At 51.6% G+C, this 17,024-nt stretch carries 16 protein-coding genes and 1 pseudogene; 6 read left to right on the top strand and 11 right to left on the bottom strand.

Features of this window, described 5'->3' with window-relative positions; all coding sequences use genetic code 11:
* Nucleotides 1-13 precede the first annotated feature (13 nt).
* Nucleotides 14-550, top strand: coding sequence for a poly(R)-hydroxyalkanoic acid synthase subunit PhaE (locus tag BW974_RS15795; protein ID WP_076431206.1), 537 nt, complete (start codon nt 14-16; stop codon nt 548-550).
* Entirely contained in the window at nt 547-1,818 is a 1,272-nt protein-coding gene (gene phaC / locus BW974_RS15790; protein ID WP_076431205.1) for a class III poly(R)-hydroxyalkanoic acid synthase subunit PhaC, read from the top strand. Before BW974_RS15795 ends, phaC begins: the two co-directional genes overlap by 4 nt.
* Nucleotides 1,819-1,861: 43 nt before the next feature.
* On the opposite strand, the gene BW974_RS15785 is transcribed toward phaC, so the two are convergent.
* From BW974_RS15785 to BW974_RS27020, 3 genes are all read right to left on the bottom strand, one after another.
* The gene (locus BW974_RS15785; protein WP_245800141.1) at nt 1,862-2,302 is read right to left on the bottom strand and encodes a universal stress protein; all 441 of its coding nucleotides are present in this window, start codon (nt 2,300-2,302) and stop codon (nt 1,862-1,864) included.
* A gap of 144 nt (nt 2,303-2,446) precedes the next feature.
* Complete coding sequence (locus BW974_RS15780; RefSeq protein ID WP_076431203.1) at nt 2,447-3,214, bottom strand: beta-ketoacyl-ACP reductase; 768 nt, start codon at nt 3,212-3,214, stop codon at nt 2,447-2,449.
* Between the two features lie 766 nt (nt 3,215-3,980).
* Entirely contained in the window at nt 3,981-4,103 is a 123-nt protein-coding gene (locus BW974_RS27020) for a DUF8150 family protein (protein ID WP_281247707.1), read from the bottom strand.
* Nucleotides 4,104-4,254: 151 nt separating this feature from the next.
* Here BW974_RS27020 and BW974_RS15770 point away from each other — a divergent pair, with 151 nt between their 5' ends.
* On the top strand, nt 4,255-4,647 hold the full coding sequence (locus BW974_RS15770) for a hypothetical protein (RefSeq protein WP_076431202.1): 393 nt from the start codon (nt 4,255-4,257) through the stop codon (nt 4,645-4,647).
* Here BW974_RS15770 and BW974_RS15765 read toward each other — a convergent pair.
* Complete coding sequence (locus BW974_RS15765) at nt 4,644-5,177, bottom strand: Rrf2 family transcriptional regulator (RefSeq protein ID WP_076431201.1); 534 nt, start codon at nt 5,175-5,177, stop codon at nt 4,644-4,646. The genes BW974_RS15770 and BW974_RS15765 overlap by 4 nt on opposite strands.
* 382 nt (nt 5,178-5,559) lie before the next feature.
* On the opposite strand from BW974_RS15765, the gene BW974_RS15760 reads away from it, so the two are divergent.
* Complete coding sequence (locus tag BW974_RS15760; protein WP_076431200.1) at nt 5,560-6,483, top strand: manganese-dependent inorganic pyrophosphatase; 924 nt, start codon at nt 5,560-5,562, stop codon at nt 6,481-6,483.
* 345 nt (nt 6,484-6,828) lie between these two features.
* On the opposite strand, the gene BW974_RS15755 is transcribed toward BW974_RS15760, so the two are convergent.
* The gene (locus BW974_RS15755; protein ID WP_076431199.1) at nt 6,829-7,869 is read right to left on the bottom strand and encodes a zinc-binding dehydrogenase; all 1,041 of its coding nucleotides are present in this window, start codon (nt 7,867-7,869) and stop codon (nt 6,829-6,831) included.
* 162 nt (nt 7,870-8,031) lie between these two features.
* On the opposite strand from BW974_RS15755, the pseudogene BW974_RS24270 reads away from it, so the two are divergent.
* Nucleotides 8,032-9,156: pseudogene (locus BW974_RS24270) on the top strand (DNA polymerase domain-containing protein); the annotation flags it as partial.
* 99 nt (nt 9,157-9,255) lie between these two features.
* On the opposite strand, the gene BW974_RS15740 reads toward BW974_RS24270, so the two are convergent.
* From BW974_RS15740 to BW974_RS15720, 4 genes are all read right to left on the bottom strand, one after another.
* Nucleotides 9,256-9,741, bottom strand: a complete 486-nt coding sequence (locus tag BW974_RS15740) for a DUF8154 family protein (protein WP_076431196.1) — start codon at nt 9,739-9,741, stop codon at nt 9,256-9,258.
* On the bottom strand, nt 9,738-10,394 hold the full coding sequence (locus tag BW974_RS15735; RefSeq protein WP_076431195.1) for a nucleotidyltransferase domain-containing protein: 657 nt from the start codon (nt 10,392-10,394) through the stop codon (nt 9,738-9,740). The genes BW974_RS15740 and BW974_RS15735 overlap by 4 nt, the downstream gene beginning before the upstream one ends.
* A gap of 342 nt (nt 10,395-10,736) precedes the next feature.
* Nucleotides 10,737-11,288: a hypothetical protein gene (locus BW974_RS15725; protein ID WP_076431194.1), complete on the bottom strand. Its 552-nt coding sequence runs from the start codon at nt 11,286-11,288 to the stop codon at nt 10,737-10,739.
* Nucleotides 11,289-11,601: 313 nt separating this feature from the next.
* Nucleotides 11,602-12,309, bottom strand: a complete 708-nt coding sequence (locus BW974_RS15720; RefSeq protein ID WP_076431193.1) for a phosphoglycerol geranylgeranyltransferase — start codon at nt 12,307-12,309, stop codon at nt 11,602-11,604.
* A 168-nt stretch (nt 12,310-12,477) separates the two neighbouring features.
* Between BW974_RS15720 and BW974_RS15715 the strand changes: the two genes are divergently transcribed.
* Complete coding sequence (locus BW974_RS15715) at nt 12,478-13,725, top strand: endonuclease/exonuclease/phosphatase family protein (RefSeq protein WP_084186320.1); 1,248 nt, start codon at nt 12,478-12,480, stop codon at nt 13,723-13,725.
* Nucleotides 13,726-13,907: 182 nt separating this feature from the next.
* Here BW974_RS15715 and BW974_RS15710 read toward each other — a convergent pair whose 3' ends face one another.
* Together BW974_RS15710 and BW974_RS27015 are read right to left on the bottom strand one after the other, a co-directional pair.
* Nucleotides 13,908-15,068, bottom strand: coding sequence for a site-2 protease family protein (locus tag BW974_RS15710; protein ID WP_076431192.1), 1,161 nt, complete (start codon nt 15,066-15,068; stop codon nt 13,908-13,910).
* Nucleotides 15,069-16,289: 1,221 nt separating this feature from the next.
* Nucleotides 16,290-16,421 carry a hypothetical protein gene (locus tag BW974_RS27015; RefSeq protein ID WP_281247706.1) on the bottom strand — a complete coding sequence of 44 codons (132 nt, stop codon included), beginning with the start codon at nt 16,419-16,421 and terminating at the stop codon, nt 16,290-16,292.
* Between the last annotated feature and the right edge of the window lie 603 nt (nt 16,422-17,024).

The raw sequence follows: 17,024 nt of genomic DNA, 5'->3' as shown, positions 1-17,024 counted from the left end.
ATAATAACCATCCATGACAAACGCATCTGAGAATTGGAACGAGTATATGGGCGAAATGAACGAAGCGTTCCTCGAATCGCTTGAGCGAAACGTCGAGGCACAAACCGCCTTCGTCGACTCTTGGATGAATGCATTCGAGAGCCCAGAATCCGACGAAATAACAGAAGACGGAATGAAAGGGTACGTTGGTGCGTATGAAGCGTGGATGAATGCTGCTCAAAAACAATTCGAGCGAATCAATGACGCACTCGAGGGCGAAGACGTCCCCATCGATGAGTTCCGTGATATATGGCTGAAAGCGGCCAACGACGCATTCAAGGAGGTTACAACTACATCGGCATTTTCCTCGATGACTGGTGAATCCGTCGAGAATTCGATGGCATACAAACAGACCGTCGATGAAGCCACCGAACAAACACTCAGTACCTTTGGTCTCCCGACGGAAAGCGATATTCAGGAAGTTGGCGAGCGCTTGCTCGAATTGGAACGCCGCCAACACGGAATCGAACAGAAATTGGATCGAATCCTCGAAGAGATTGAGAGTGAATGAACCCATTTACACTTATCGCCGACATGCAGCGTCAGCAGTGGGAACAAACAGCCGATATCATGGAACGTGGCACCGCTCTCCCGGAACAAACCAAACGAATGACGGATGTCGAAGTCGGTCAGACCCCGTGCGAGGAGGTGTACTCCGAGAACAAACTCACCCTTAATCACTACGAACCAACGACAGACGAGCAACACGACGTTCCAATCCTCATTGTTTATGCGTTGATCAATAGACCGTACATTCTAGACTTACAACCGGATCGGAGCGTAGTCAAAACGCTGCTCGACGAAGGATTCGATGTGTATCTAATCGATTGGGGCGAGCCATCGAAACTTGATGCACACCTCACACTCCACGACTATGTGGACCGGTACATCGACAATTGCGTTGATGTCGTCCGCGAACGCTCCGGTGAGGACGCAATCAATATTCTTGGCTACTGTATGGGTGGGACGATGAGCGCAATGTATGCGTCTTTGCATCCGGAAAAAGTTAGAAATCTTGGACTGATGGCTGCCGGACTGTGCTTCGATGGAGAAGGGGGTGTTCTCGAACAGTGGGGGGATGAAGAGTTTTATTCACCAGAGGCAATCACGGAGACAGTTGGAAACGTACCTTCGGAATTCCTCGATGTCGGATTTGCACTCATGGATCCTGTCGATAACTTCGTCACAAAGTACGTCCGTTTATTCGACAACATCGAAAACGATGAGATGGTCGAGAATTTCGCCCGAATGGAAAAGTGGATCGGTGATGGGATAGATGTCGCCGGTGCAACGTATCGTCAATTTATAGAGGACATATATCAAGATAACAAATTGGCTGCAAACGAACTGTATTTGGGGGATAAACACGTCGATCTGAACAATATTGAAATGCCCGTTCTTCAGATCGTTGGGGAGTACGATCATCTGATCCCTCCAGGAGCTAGCAAGCCGTTCAATGATGCGGTTGCAAGTGACGATACTTCCGTTATAGAATTCCCAACAGGACATATCGGCTTGTCCGTTTCATCTAGCTCTCATACAAACCTGTGGCCCGAAGTCAGTGAGTGGTACGCGGAGCGATCAGTAAATCAGGCGAATCTCGAGGACGTTCCCGGAATCGGTTCGGCGTATGCAGGACGATTGCGGGATCTCGGTATCGATAACCTGACGACGCTCGCTAACGCCGATGTAACTCGTCTTGCAGAAGAAACTGATATTTCCGAAACAACCGTGCGTAAGTGGGTCGATGAGGCGGCTCAAATAGAGACATCCCGGTAACCTCTCTTCAAAAAGTCAACCGGCGGTTTATCGGATTTCAGACTCAAACGGTGAAGACAGGAATCTCCGAGGATCTCATTACTCGTTCTGTGGTGCTTCCGACGTGCGGAGATCCGTGTTTTGAAATACCGTGTTTTCCCATCACGACCAAGTCGATATCATTCCCACTCGCATACTTTACGATTTCCTCGTATGGAACTCCTCTGAGACATTCAGCTGTCGTTTCCAAACCCTTTTTACCGGCTTTCGAAACGACTTGTTCGAGTAAATCCTCCCCGTTCGTTTGGATTTGCTCGAGAAACAGTTCTTCACTACTCATAGCTGGTGTCTCTCCATAGATTCCTTCGTCAACGACAAACAATGTGTGAAGCTTTGAATCATATTTTTCGGACAGATCGATAGCGTGGTCCACTCCCCGTTTTGCTCCTTTGCTTCCATCAATCGGCACGAGTATGCTTTCGTACATCGCTGTCTTCTCTATCACCTCGTTTGCACTTCAATTGGAGGGTTCCATTGAACTCAATGGCGCTATTATTGTTACGCATTTGGACAGGTGAGAGATGGAAAGCGGGAAAACGAAACGGCTATACTGAAATTCTCCGTGAAACTGCGTTAATTCGCCACCTGCTTACCACTCCATGCCGCCATTGATACCGAGAATTTGGCCGGTCATGTATGATGACTCCTTGCTCGCTAGGAACCGAACAACACCAGAGACGTCTTCAACTTCTGCAAATCGGTTGAGTGGAATTCGATTACGGATCTTGTCCTGTATCTCCTCATCGACATCTGCGAGCATGTCCGTCCTCGTGAATCCTGGTGCTATACAGTTAACAGTCGATCCCGAGTTTGCTAATTCGAGAGCAAGTGTTCGGGTAAAGCCAAAGATTCCGCTTTTTGTGGTTGCGTAGTTTGCCTGGCCGTAGTTACCTTGTTGCCCAACGACGCTTGAAATGTTGATGAGTCGTCCTTGTGGTGAATCCTTTATATCTTCGTAGAAAGCCTTTGTGCAATTAAAGACGCCTCCGAGGTTAACATTCATGACGCGATCCCAGTCCTCACGTGTCATATTCTTGAATGTTCGGTCTACGGTTATTCCCGCATTATTCACTAGCACATCAGCAGAACCAAACGTATCACGAACCCGTTCTGCCATCTCATCGACTTCTTCTTTATTGGTTACGTCTGCTTGTATGGCGATTGCACTGTTTCCTTCGGCTTCGATCTCCTCGGCGACATCAAGCGCTTCGCTTTCAGAAGATCGGTAGTTCACAACAACATTTGCACCGTGGTAACCGAGATCTCTTGCGATTTCTGCTCCGATTCCTCGTGAAGCACCAGTGATGACGCACGTACTTCCGCTCAGGTATTCTGTTTCATTCAAGTATTCTGTCATATTATGGTAGTTTTGTTGGCATTATTATTTGCAAAATTCAGCGACACTCTCATTCCTATCTGCTAGCTTTGGGATATTGTCGCTTGGTTTGACTACAACTTAGTATATAAATACTGTTCACAAATCCGCTATATTTCCACCATTGTATATTTGTTATTCAGTGTTAGTAAAAGGCGATAACCGGTTCTAGAAATCCGTACTGGAAGCTCTCTAAGCGTACAACGATATTCACCCTTCTATTTTTTCGTACGCAGAGGTTTTCGTTGTTGACATCCTTCCCGCGCTCAATCATAAGAATTCCTCACGTTAGGTGTTCCGCTACCGACCCATAGAGGCAACTTGCGGATTTGCGCACTTCTCTGGACTGTCGTGAGGGTGTGGTGTCCCCAACCAATCGTGGCGTCCCTTGTGTTTGCATACGGGGGTGATGAACCAGTTCACCCCTTTTTCGATTTCCTAGGAAGGTTGCTCGTCGCACCAAATCGGGTAAGGATCCGCCGAGGGAGTCGAACCCTCGTGCTGACCGTCACGGATTGGATCGGATCGTCAGTCGGGGTTCCACATGTTGAGATCGATGTAGAGTCGCTTGCGTCGGACGTTTCCGTTGTTCTGCTCCGAAGGTGGTTCGTAGGCTTTCTACGTCATCCCGTGTTTTTCACTTTGAGTAGTCGCGACCAGCTTCTTCGACACGGCGGCGCTGTTCAGCGTCAATATCCGATTGGCGAGCAGATTCAAGCTGAGAATTGACTAGACGGTTCTGTTGTTCTCACCAGTCGTCCGGTGAATGCGTATGGATGTATTCTACCCAGCGTTTGATGCCGATGACGCGTTGCTCACGATTGCGTTCGTGTTTCCCATTGAGTGTATCACGCGCGTTCGAGTTGCTCATGTTCGTCCTCCACACCAAGTTTCGTAACCCATCGTTGGAGTTCTGGGATGCTAAGGGTTTCCTGAACATCGAATATAGATAGACCGCATCTTCGAAATCTTTCTGAGCACTCAAATAGAGTTTGTACGCGATTTGCAGCTCAAAGGGACCGATGGGAAACATGGTGTCGATGCTCGTGATTTCTGCAGTAATTTTATTTTTAAGGGAGGCGGAAGTAGGTGTTACCCTCGTCTTTCCTAATGTGTTCGAGTTTGTTCCCATCGACAGTGATCCGGACTTCGTCGACGTTGTCGGCAAGCAAGTGGGCACCTTTCTCAAATTCACGGGCTTGCAACTCATCGATCCGTTCGTCACGTACCTGCGTTTGGCGGACGGTTGCGTTCCGGTGGGCCTCCGCTTCGTCTGCTTTGTTCAAGAAATCTGCGACTTGCCCTTCAAGCTCGTTGATCCGTTTGTCTTTCTGCTCGATATTCGACTCTGCCTGTCAGGTGGGAAGCAGCCACTGAAGGCGTTAATGCAGCTCAAAAAGATTCGTCGATGCTAGTGATTTGATTTGTCGGTCGTTGCTTCCATCGATTGAATCTTGAGGATGAGAATATTGTTCGTCGTATCCGTACTATCGAGTTCTCCCTCAATAACCAGATTTGAAAGTGGTGTCGGCCCAACACGCACTGAATCACCATTGTGGAAGTCACTCAGTGACCCCTGAACATGGATCTCGGCACGGCAGAGGTCTGGATGATGAACACTGCTTAAAGAAATCCGTTCGACGTTTACATTCTCCATTGGTTCTTGATTGTGGACCAGTGGGACCTTCGCAGCCTCATCCAACGTCTGTACATCAAGAGCATTGAAAGCAGTTGTCGTCGGTTTGTACCCACCTTTCGGTCCAGGTACTCCTTCGACGAGTTGGAGTGCTTTCAGTGATTGCATCTGATTGCGGATCGTCCCTGGATTGCGATTGACTTCGGTTGCGATTTTTTCACCCTTCACTGCTTCTTCGGTATCGCTGTGAAGATTGACGAGTGCGGTGAGAATCGTCTTCTGACTTGCTGTCAGCTCGATCGATGACATATCCAAAGGTCTAATTTCTCCTCGGTTAAATCCTGCTCTTCCCGATTTACCTGAATTGAGGCAGGCCCCTTCCTCAACGAACGAGCGAAGCGAGTAAGTAGGGAGGGGGATACAGCGCCGCACGGTTCTCAAACACGTTCGACGCTCGGCCCACAGCCCCACCCTCAAGCGCGAGCCGTTAGGCGAGCGGTAGGGTGGGGTAGTTCACGTACAAAGTTATATGGAAACACACTCAGAAGCGGAACAAGCATTCGTGGTGTCATTCGTTCCTGACCTCAGTACTTGTATCCCGATACGCGTGAGACTCCCATCTGCTCCGTTATCGTATACCACTCGGCTTCCGAACAAAAGCGTTCATACAGTCAGAGTATGATGAACCGATATGCCATCGTCACTCCACGTCATCGGACACCAACAACCGGATACAGATACGATTTGCTCTGCACTCGCGTATGCACGATTAAAGCAGGCTCAAGGCGTCGATGCGACGCCAGCACGAGCCGGTGAGGTAAATCCGGAAACGCAGTTCGTCTTGGATCGCTGGGATACCGAGAGTCCGTCCCTACTTGACGATGCTGCAGGAGAACAGCTGATTCTCGTCGATCACAACGAGTACAGTCAAGCTGTATCCGGTGCACACGATGCAACGATTGTTGAGGTTGTGGATCACCACCGAATTGGCGACATAGAAACCAGTGATCCAATCTACTTCCGGAATGAACCTGTTGGTTCTACCGCTACTATCCTCACACAACTGTATGAGGAGGCAAATAAAACAATCGACGCCCAAACTGCTGGGCTTCTCCTCAGTGGCTTGCTGAGCGACACCGTGGTGCTTCGTTCCCCAACGACGACCGATCAAGATCGGAGTATTGCTGACCACCTTGCAGACATAGCGGGTGTCGATATAGAGAAGTATGGCAAGGAACTCCTCCAACAGAAGAGTAAGATCGGCGAAAAAAGTCCCCGAGAAATGGTTCTGAGTGATTTCAAGGAGTTCGAATTCGAATCGCATCAGGTTGGGATCGGACAGGTAGAAACGGTCGAACCAGAAGTAGTGTTAGAGCAACGTGAGGCAGTGCTTGCCGCAATGGACGACGTTGCTACAGAGCGAAATTACACCGTGTTCCTGTTGCTCGTTACGGATCTCCTTAAAGAGGAATCCACTGCGCTGATCGCTGGGACCCAGATAGACACCGTCGAAGATGGTCTCGATACAACGTTCACGGAACAAGAGGCGTTCTTACCTGGTGTAATGTCGAGGAAGAAACAAGTAGTGCCACCACTTGAAGACGCCTTTAATTAATTTAGAATCATTCAATCTAACCTCCAACGATCAATCGGCTCAGAATCACGTTCTGAGACAGAGCAGTAGCCTTCGCACTGCCCACACGACGGCCAATCGGGTCAACAAGAAAGGAGACGGCGACGGTACGTGTGACTTAGCATGTCGAGTGAAGGCAGTCTGCCTATGGAGGTTTGAGAAGATTACCGCAGATACAATCAAGAGGGAGGATAATTGCCCGACCATACACATATACGAGTGAAAGAACTGTGATGCCCCCTACGAGACCAGTGTAGACAAGTAGAGCAGAAACAAGAGTGCCCGTGTTCATACACCTTGTTTAGAAATAGGTTCGGGCGATGGCAACTACAGTTCGCTGTCAGGAACGACAACGACCTTGCCGAAGCCCTTGCGGTTCTCAAGCATCTCGTGGGCACGGCTGATCTCGCTCATCGGGAGCGTCTCGCGGATACGCGGCTCAAACGTCCCATCCCAGACGTGTTCAAGCGCTTCTTCGGCCTGACCGGGTGTTGCCATCGTCGAACCGATGACCGAAAGTTGGTTCCAGAAGATACGGTTGAGGTCCGTTTCAGGGTTGCCACCTGTGGTCGCCCCACACGTGACGACCCGTCCACCTTTCACGAGGCTTTTGAGCGAAGACTGCCAGGTCTGTGCGCCGACGTGGTCGACTACTATGTCGACACCGCGACCATCTGTCAACTCGCGAATTTCGCTGGCGAAGTCTGCCTCCTCGTAATTGATAGTGTGGTCAGCGCCGACTTCCTCCGCGTAGGCCAGTTTTTCGTCGGTGCTCGCCGTTGCGAATACCTCTGCTCCAGCGTGGGCTGCGACCTGGACGGCAGCGTGGCCGACACCGCCCGACGCACCGAGGACGAGAACTGATTCACCGGATTTCAACCCACCACGGTCTCTGAGCATGCGCCACGCGGTCTGAAACACCAGCGGGGCGGCCGCGGCCATCTCCCAGTCGATTCCCTCGGGAACGGATGCCAGATTCGCCGCCGGCAGCGCAGCGTATTCGCTATGGACACCGCGAATGTGCTCACCGATGATATGAAAGTCCGGTGCGAGCGTCAGGTCTCCTTTTCTGCTGAACTCGTCGTTTCCGCCGCTTTTTCCAGCGATTACACAGACACGGTCACCGGATTCGAACTGCGTCACGTCCTCGCCGACCGCCTCAACAACACCGGCGGCGTCGCTCCCTGGAATGTGGGGCATGTCAAGATTGACTCCCGGCAGCCCCCGGCGCGTCCAGATATCCAAATGGTTGAGTGCGCCGGCCTTCACGTCGACTAGTACCTCATCACGGTCGATCTCAGGGTCAGGAAATTCACCGTATTCGAGAACGTCGCGGTCTCCGTGCGTCTCAAATTGAACAGCTTGCATCGTGTGAAACAACTCTCTCGACAATTATAAAAATGTGCATCGACAATTGACGAAATATCCCGCGGAAATTCGTTCAATTCATAGACGGATCTCGACTCCGGACAACAATCGATGTTAGTGAGTACTTCTCACTCGACATCCCAGTCGCCGTACTCGTTGAAAGACGTGTTAACGACACTGTCGGATCGAGTTGAGTCGGTTGATCCGGACGTTCTGTTCTTGAATACGAGTGACCTCGTTCCAGTTCTCTTCCAGCAGGCTGATCGGCTCGGTGTAGAGTTCCAGCTTGGACGACGGCCCGGATGGCAGCAATTGGCGGGTGAATCAACCTACGAAAGCTACGGGCAAGTCGGCCACTCGCCAGCACGCTACAATCTTCTCGGTCGGGTGATCATCGACGGCTCGAATACGTTCATGTGGAATCAGACCAACCTCGATGGCTGTCTGTATCTCGTTGAACAATCGGGCAAACCACTGCAAGAGTTGGCGTGGTCGTCGATCGGGAATATTCTGACAGGGATTCAGATCCAGGAGGCCCGTGAGCGGAATGTCCTTGTCCCGTGGCACTCGTGGCGTCATGAGAAGTTCAAAACAATGCACCAGTTGCACGATGCCGACTGAGGTGGGTTCACCTTTGCACCGGACGTCGGGCTGCACGAGGACGTTCACGAACTCGACTTCTCCTCATTATACCCGAATATCATCGTCACACGGAACGTGAGTCCCGAGAAGATTCGATGTGAGTGTCACGCTGGGAGGGAGGACGTGCCGGGCATCGGGTATTCGATTTGTGACGAGCGCGGGTATCTTCCGGACGTGCTTGAGCCGTTGATCGAGGATCGGGATGCGATTAAAGCCGAGATTCGCGCGGTCGATTCGTCTCGTGATCCGGAGGCGGTGTGTGAGGAACTGCGATCATGGGTTGATCGCCTTGAGCGTGGGGCGGTTGATCCGAGTGAGTTGGTGATTACGAATCGCGTTTCGAAAAAGCGGGAGGACTATTCGCAATCGACGCGGAGTGTGGCGGCACTAGAGCGAGCGGCTGATTTGGGGTTGGCGCGTGCCCCTGGTCAGAGTGTGTCGTATGTGGTGGTTGATGATGCAAAGCAGTCGCGAGAACGGGTGAAATTGGCGAGTGAGGAGTTAGACGAGTATGATACTGGATTTTATCGGGAATTGTTGGTTCGTGCTGCAGCGAGTGTGTTGTCACCACTTGGGTGGCGGGAATCAGATATTGAGCAGGAGTTAGGGCAGTATACCGAGTCCAGTTTGGCGTCGTTCGGGTAACATTCAATCGAACTGCTATGTTCTCTCTTTCTTTTTGCCTCTGTCGGACGGTTCACGACCTATACGAAGGACTTTTGCTTTGGTTGGCGGTACTTTCGGTTAGTCGCTGCATAGACAATCCGTAGTCCGGGTGAGATTGACGACTTCCTCATGAAGTTTCGTCGCCAGCTGATAGATCGTTTGGACACGGTACTCACCAGCGATACCGGTCCGGTAGTACGATTCTGATCGGTTTTCCTGCCAGAGTGCTTCGAGACGATCTGCAACATCTTCTGAGAAGAGTCCTGCCTGCACCCCGTACTCGTACACTTCGGTATGCGATTGTCCGGGAACATCGTACCCACCCTCTTCGACATAGAATTGGATAGAGCGCTCAATCGCAACGAACGACGCTTCATTGATTACTGTGTAGTGACCATTGCGATCAATCAGGAATTGGGCAGCATCGAGCAATCGACAGGCCTTCCGTAATTGGAGGATGGTTGGATCGGTCACGAATTCCAGTCCTGTCTCCGGGTTTTCGGGCGAGCGTTGGAATGCGTCTTCAGCATTGGCAAGTGCATTCTCGATTTCTTTCGACGTCATTCGCTTCCTCCGAAGATGTCTCGCTTGATGTCCTCGAGCATGTCTGTTGTGTAGAGTTCGACCCCTTCTTGGAAAATCGGTCGAAGATCTGCGCCTCGTCGGCGAGCACTAGCAGGTGATTCGACGAAGGTTTCGAATTCGTACCGCTGCCCGTTGATTGTCTGTGCTTCGAGGTCCGATTTGATTTTCGAGATTGCTCGTCGTGTGGCGACGAGTTCGTCATCGTCGTTAGTCAGTACGAACAGATCAATATCGCTGACGCGATCCGCCTCACCGCGTGCGACGCTGCCAAAGCAAACGATGCCAGCAATTGATGAAAGTTCCTTGGTGACGCGGTCTGTGAATCGTTCGAGCGGTTGTCGGAAGGTCGCCTGGGGGATTTCCAGTAACGGGTCGTCGGCTTCATACAGATGATCGTCGTTGATTTGGTAGAGCGTTTTTCGACCAGCGTCCCGGCGTGTGACCAACCCAAGTGCAGTAAGCAGTGTGAGTGCCTTTGAAACACTCGGACCGCCGAATCCGGTGAGTGTCTGTAACTCACGGTTTGAGAATTCTTGTGTCGGGTTTTGAGCTGTAATCTCCAGGATATCGTCCATCGCTTCATACCTGAAGATCTGTTCGTCTGGCAATGGGAGGCGTAACTCTACACGCATACTGTTATATGTAGTATAAACGTTTACGTCTCATATATCGGTTGTGCTTATGGCACCTAATCGCTCTGCAGGCGAGTCAGAGAGCAACTAGTCAGCACGTGCCGCCTGCACCACCAGCCGCTCCCGCACCAGCACAGCTCGCTGCACTCGCGCTTGCACTCGCCGCTGCAGTCGTCCCAGCAACGATGATTGCTGCATTGTTCGTCTGGCTATAGTTTGTACACTCGCCCCACGCAACTGGGGCGATTTCATCGTCAATATCATCTGCGGCGAATACAGCCTCACGCAGATTTGCGAGCGTAAAGCTAGCGTCAGTTGCATATCGGTCGACGAGTTCGTCTGTTAGGAGAACCCGCCGAACACGAATTTCCCTCGATGCGGATTGTCTGGAATCCCGATCTTGAAGTGTTGGGCGGGACCGTGGAACTCGCCCGCCGAGACATCGAAACCTTTGATCGCGTCGACGCGGCCGTGAGCGAGCGTCGCATTCCGACCGATAATCCCGAGGTTTTGAAGCCCGACGCGACGAACCTGACTGTTCATCTTGTAGCGACCGGGCGGGAAGTAGAGCAGTATATCACTCCCGATTTCGCGCTGAATTACAGGTGAAACGTCTTGCTCACCGGTCGGATCCGCACCGGCCTTCGCCATATTCACGACGTTCTGGAACTCTCCCCGCCACTGCTTGGGGTCGATTGCGTGGAAGTTACCGCTCGTTGCGTTTGTGCTGTTGTTCGTCGGCCCTACTGGCGGGACTCCTCCCCCACTCGTGCTAGTCGGTAGGAGACACCCAGCGAGTGCCGCCGCTCCCGCACTTGCACCAGCTGCGAGAAATGCCCGTCTGTGTGTCGAGACGTCACTGGAGTCTTGCGTACTGCTCTCGCGGTCGTACATAGGGTTCACCTCGTGAGCGCCCAGTGCTGGGTGTTTATACGAACGAGTGACCCGTTGTGTTGCTCTAAATCGCCTTGAGCGTAGGTCATATCTAGAATACAATACTATATATGACGAGATAGTATTTATGGACAATATAGAAAACTAATATAGAAGTTAAAAATGAGAGGTTGATCACTCGAATGGTAGTGCAAAGCCCAAAGAAAAAACCGGTGGAATGTGGGGTTAGTATATGATACTAACCTAGAAGCGACCGGTTGCAGGCTCATACTCTCGATAATCCCGTTCGTCCTCTAGATCGTAGAGAGCACGGTTATGACTCGTTCTGTCCATCCTTCGCGCCACGAACGGTTTCCTCGACTGCCTCGATACCAGCTTCATGGAGCACATCACCAACAATAACCGTATCAGCGACATTGGCCATCCGGTACGCTGACTCGTAGTCGTGAATGCCGCCACCATAGAAAAGCTGTGCTGATGAGAGTGTATCTTGCACCGCAGCGACGACATCTGGATCACCGAGGGTGCCGGAATACTCGAGATAGACGATCTGCTGGCCGAGGATCTGTTCGGCGAGTTCAACATAGGCAACGACGTCATCGACATCGAGGTCACAGTCCGCTTGCGTGTACGTCGCGACTGCCGACGCTGGATTCAGGACAATATAGGCTTCTGGATGCACGGATTCCCACTCAAGATCTGATAAGCGGATCCATTCGTGGTGTGCTCCTGTGATCCATAGTGTGTCATCGGCATTCAGAACGATCGGCAGCAAATAGCCCGAGAGTGCCTCAGTATGGGACGACGGGCGATAGGTCGGCTCGACAAATATGGGGATCTCGACAGCAGAGAGTGCATCAAGAATTGACTGGACGCGTGCTTCTGTGACGTTCGTAGTTCCTCCAACAATGATTGCATCCGTTCCCGTGTCAACAATGTCAGCGTAGGAATCCTCATCGTGGAGTGCTTTGTCTGGGTCGACCTTCGTGACATGATTCCACTGTGCCCACGCAACCGCCATAGCTCACCGTAGTGCCACCACACGGAAGCCGCTTTCTCTCTGCCTACTCGAAACTACAGTATCGTACCACCGCCGCGAATCCCCGGTTTCGAACGAATCCATATCGAGTCACTATCGATTACATCTATAGGAGAAAACTAATGTAATTATAATCCACATATACGATCGATGGTTCGATCTCAGGCTAGACGAGCATTACTCAAGACGATCGGTGGTACAGCAACTGCAGCGGGTTTCATCGGTACCGTGGGTGGACGACAATGGGACGAGCACCGAAAGCAGGATCGTGGGACACGCTACGCGACGTTTAACGTGATCGAGCTAGAAACGGAACAGGTCCAAGAGGAAGGCGATCCGCAGGCCGAAGCGGCCGCCCGAGTCGTCCAAGAGGCTCAACCAGATATCCTCGTCATCAACGAACTCACGAACAATCTTCAACAGGGCAAATACACCGACAGAGCGAACATCGATGCCTTTGTGAAGAACTATCTTAGCGTCCCACAACGAGATGATCTCGAGGGCATCGATTACGAACATACGCTTCAGCCAGAGAGTAATACAGGCGTTCTTCCCGAACAGGACTACGACTTCAATAAGGACGGAACCTCCGGCGAACGCCCAGGTGACGCGTACGGATTCGGGGAATATCCGGGTCACTATGCATTCGCGATCGCGAGCAAGTATCCGATCGACGAATCAAACATTCGTTCCTTTCGGAAATTTAAATGGGCGGATATGCCTGGGAATCTCATTCCGGTAGCGGGCGAAGAGTGTGTTGTTACAGACACTGAGGATGACGAAACCGCACTCTATCTAACGGAGGAGGAACTCAAGGTCTATCGACTCTCCTCAAAGACCCATATTGACATCCCATTTGAGACCGAGGGGGGGACAGTCCACGGCCTGTTTGCACACCCGACGCCGCCTGGCTTCGACGGCAAGAACAATTTCAACGGAAAATGGAACCATGACGAAGTCCGGTTTTTCGCGGATTACGTTGCTGGTGAAGACTACATCTACGACGACAGTGGCGTCTACGGTGGTCTCGATGATGATTCCTCTTACGTCCTGATGGGCGACATGAATGCGGGCCCGGGTTTGGGGCGTGATGAGCGTCCACTCCAGCCCGCCCAGAAATTCTTCTTCGATAATGGCGACTTTTACACTGGTCAACTCCCAAAAAGTCCGGGCGGGGCACAACGGGGTATCCCCACCGCAACACGATTCGGTGGTGATGTTGAGGGCGTTGTTGAGCAGATCGATTACGTTCTTCCATCCCCAGATCTATCACTTCGCGCTTCGTCGATTGTCTGGCCGGCCAAGAACGCAACGAAGCAAAACCTCGGTGAAGACGTTAATACGGCCTCGGACCATCGTCTCGTCTGGGCCGACATCGAAACGACTCCCTGCTACTAAAGCGAATTTGATCCGTCTACTGGTGGTCTCGCTGTCAACGTAGACCGCTGAATTTCGTCAATGATTTCGGCCGGTTCGCGGGTTGATGGTTACTTTTTTTGCACGCTTATTGATAAACACGAAATCACTAACCAGGTCGACCCTCCGCCCTTGGGTTGAAACTCGCTCCCGATGAATCATATTCAGCGTTCGATCGTCGGTGGGGTGGCGGCCGTCGACTGACTGATCTGGGTGATTTCGAGGACCGTCATCAGGTCTGTCCGCGAGATCAGGCCGGCGAGCGAGCCATCTCCTTCGGTTACGAGAAGCCGACCGATATCCTCCTGCTGGAGGGTCGTGAGCGCATTCGTCGCCTCGCCGCCGGGTCTGACCGTCACCAGATCTGTCGACATGATATCATTGACTATCGCATCATCTCGGCGATCAGATGCCCGTTCTTGGACGTCTTCGAGCGTGACGATGCCGACGAGGTCATTGCCGTCGACGACAGGATACCCGGTGTGACGTTCGCGGACCATCCGGTCAAGCAAGGTATCGATCGACGTCTCAGGTGCTACCGTATCGAGTTCGGCCGCCGGCGTCATTATCTCCCTGACGGTCAGTCTCTCGAAAGCTGCCTGCATAACCACCTGTCTGGTCTCGCTCGTCGCGGCGATATAGATGAAGAAGGCGATGAAAATCCAGAACAAGTTGAACGTAAATACCCCTGTGATTCCGAGCAGGAACGCGAACCCCTTCCCGACGGCAGCGGCGATGCGGGTTGCCTGCAGGCGCGACCGGTTGCGCGAGAGCACCGCACGGAGGACTCGCCCACCATCCATTGGGAATCCCGGAAGCATATTGAACGCCGCGAGCACCACATTGAGCACCGCTAAGTAACCGATCACGAACCGAACTGCGGGGAACCTGCCAGCGAGCAGTTCGAACGACCCGTAGAACAGGATCCCGAGTGCAACGCTAACGACCGGGCCGGCGATGGCGATTGCGAACTCCTGGCGCCAGTCGTCAGGCAACTCCGCAAACTGTGCGAGACCGCCCAAGAACCACAACGTGATCGATTCAGTCTCAAGGCCGTACCGGCGTGCTACGAGTGAGTGACCCAGTTCGTGTAAGAGAACGCTGGCGAAGAGGCCGAGTGCAGCGCCCACCCCCAAGAGCCAGGGGAGCAACCCCGCGGTAAGGGGTTCAGGATCGAGTGGGGTCCCGAAGATCCCGTTGATCAAGTCCACTGTGAGGCCAACCTGCGAACCGATGAGGTAGGCCAGCAGTGGGAGGATCAACAAGAACGAAATGCCCAGTCTGATCGGGATACCGAACAGCGAACCGAGACGGAGACTCGCCATGTGGCTACTACGGGCTCAAGCCCTATCAGATAATCCCCCGGATATCGAACGTTGGTGGTTCGATCGGTATCGCCTCCAGCAATTTCATTCGACGATGGCAACACTGTACTCGGCCACTATTGTCTCCAACCCTTGGGAACGAAAATTCTCTGAATAAGGCACTGTTAAATCGAGAATAAGCCGCAGAAGGCATCGGGCAAATATATACAGTTTCTTATTGAAAATCGTAGATATCTGCTTAAACGGGATATTCAAGTCGTCTAAGCAAAAACTGATCGTCATATCTGTCTGGTAATAATAAGGCAACGGTGGCCATGATGTGGACTTCATCAATCTCAGCAAAACGGCCTCCAAATTCGATGTGAACTTCAGGAACCGTGCCAGCAGGGAAAGTGGGCGCCTTTTAAGTGACTAGTAGCATCATCTTGGCAACAAAGAGTGGTCCAGCGGTCTGGACTGTTGACGGCTAACTCTACAACCGACAAGTGCTACGTCAGTGGATTGTGCGGTGTTTTTAGCGAAAGTTCGCGGACTCATAGGAGTGGTTTAGGATATTTTCATAGCGAGTAAATCTGCATCGTTTTGATCATCGGTACCGGGAGTAGTTTCCTTCAGCTTATAGATTCAGGCGACAACCAACTTGCCTCACTTGTACATGGGGAGTGAATTGATAGGAACCCCTTTGTCTCACTGCCTCATGTTGCACTAAGCAGAACTAAGAGAACCTGGCAAACACATCGAATTTGTGTGCTGCCATTTATGACGTTAAGTAGTAAAATAGTAAGAATAATATTATATTATTGAATTCATGACATCATCGAACACGCTGTAATCAATATCTTAATCGGCAACGCACCCAAATTGAGTCTCTTACCATCTGGTGATTTTGCTACCAACATTACTAGATATCAGTGAATTAGCTCTGCCGTTCAACCTCGCCTTGCATCGACTGTGGGTGATAGCGACATCGATACTGCCTCATTTGTCGTGTCGCTGTAAACGTAACCGATCGATTTGCCCCACGTTCACTCCCACTCTCAGTTTCTTCGAGGACGTTTCCACTGTCGTCCAGGATTTGCAACTGATGTCGTTTTCCATCGCGGTTGATCCACGCTACTTTGTATCTCGTTCCGGGTTCGAGCTCCAAGGATGGGTTCTGCTCGTTTTCGATCGAGCCGGGAAGACGGCCTTCCCAACCGGACACCTGTGCCCCAAAAAGTATTACTCGTTGGTTCTGCTGGCTTCCATTCCCTCTGTCGCCATTTCCATCTCCGCTTTGGCCATTTTCGCCACCATCCTGTCCGCCCCTATCACCATTCTGACCACTTCCATCTCCGTTCTCTCCATTCCCATCATCATCTTGTCCGGTTACGAGACCGACCGTGCTAAGCCCGATACTTGCACCCCCGAGCACTTTCAGAAGCGTTCGTCGAGATCTCCGATTCTGCTGCCGTTCGGTGGAATCATGCTCCTTCATAGGTATCCCCGTGATGGGGTCGCTGAACTACCGAATAACAGGCGACGATTGTTCAACATCGTTTCCTAGTGGCAATGTCCGATTCGATGAGTATAATCGATAAAACCACCCGAAATCCGACAAGTATAGATATAAACTCGTCACAGGGTGGTCGGTGGCTTTTGGTCAAGCAGTGCTATAAATGGTGCTCCAAATGTAAGCACCGATCGGTTCGATTCGTGAATTTTAGCACCGACGATAGAAGATGGTGCCGAGGTAACTACAGCCACTACCGAGGAAGAAAGTGGTAACGAGACGATGACCGAGGATGACTCGATGACTAGTGACAATTCAAAGTCCGACTGATCAATATAATCTGCTTCCCTCGGCGGCGATTCGGCCAGGTACACATCTACTCATGGTTTTACTGGGAAGGCAATGGAGGATCTGCTGCTTCCTACCGGAACAACAGTGGAAGGGGATATTTGAGCACAGTGGTA

Source organism: Haladaptatus litoreus (assembly GCF_900156425.1).
Classification (GTDB): Archaea; Halobacteriota; Halobacteria; order Halobacteriales; family Haladaptataceae; genus Haladaptatus; species Haladaptatus litoreus.
Note: the sequence above shows the minus strand (reverse complement) of the source record. Positions and strands in the feature narration are given on the sequence as shown.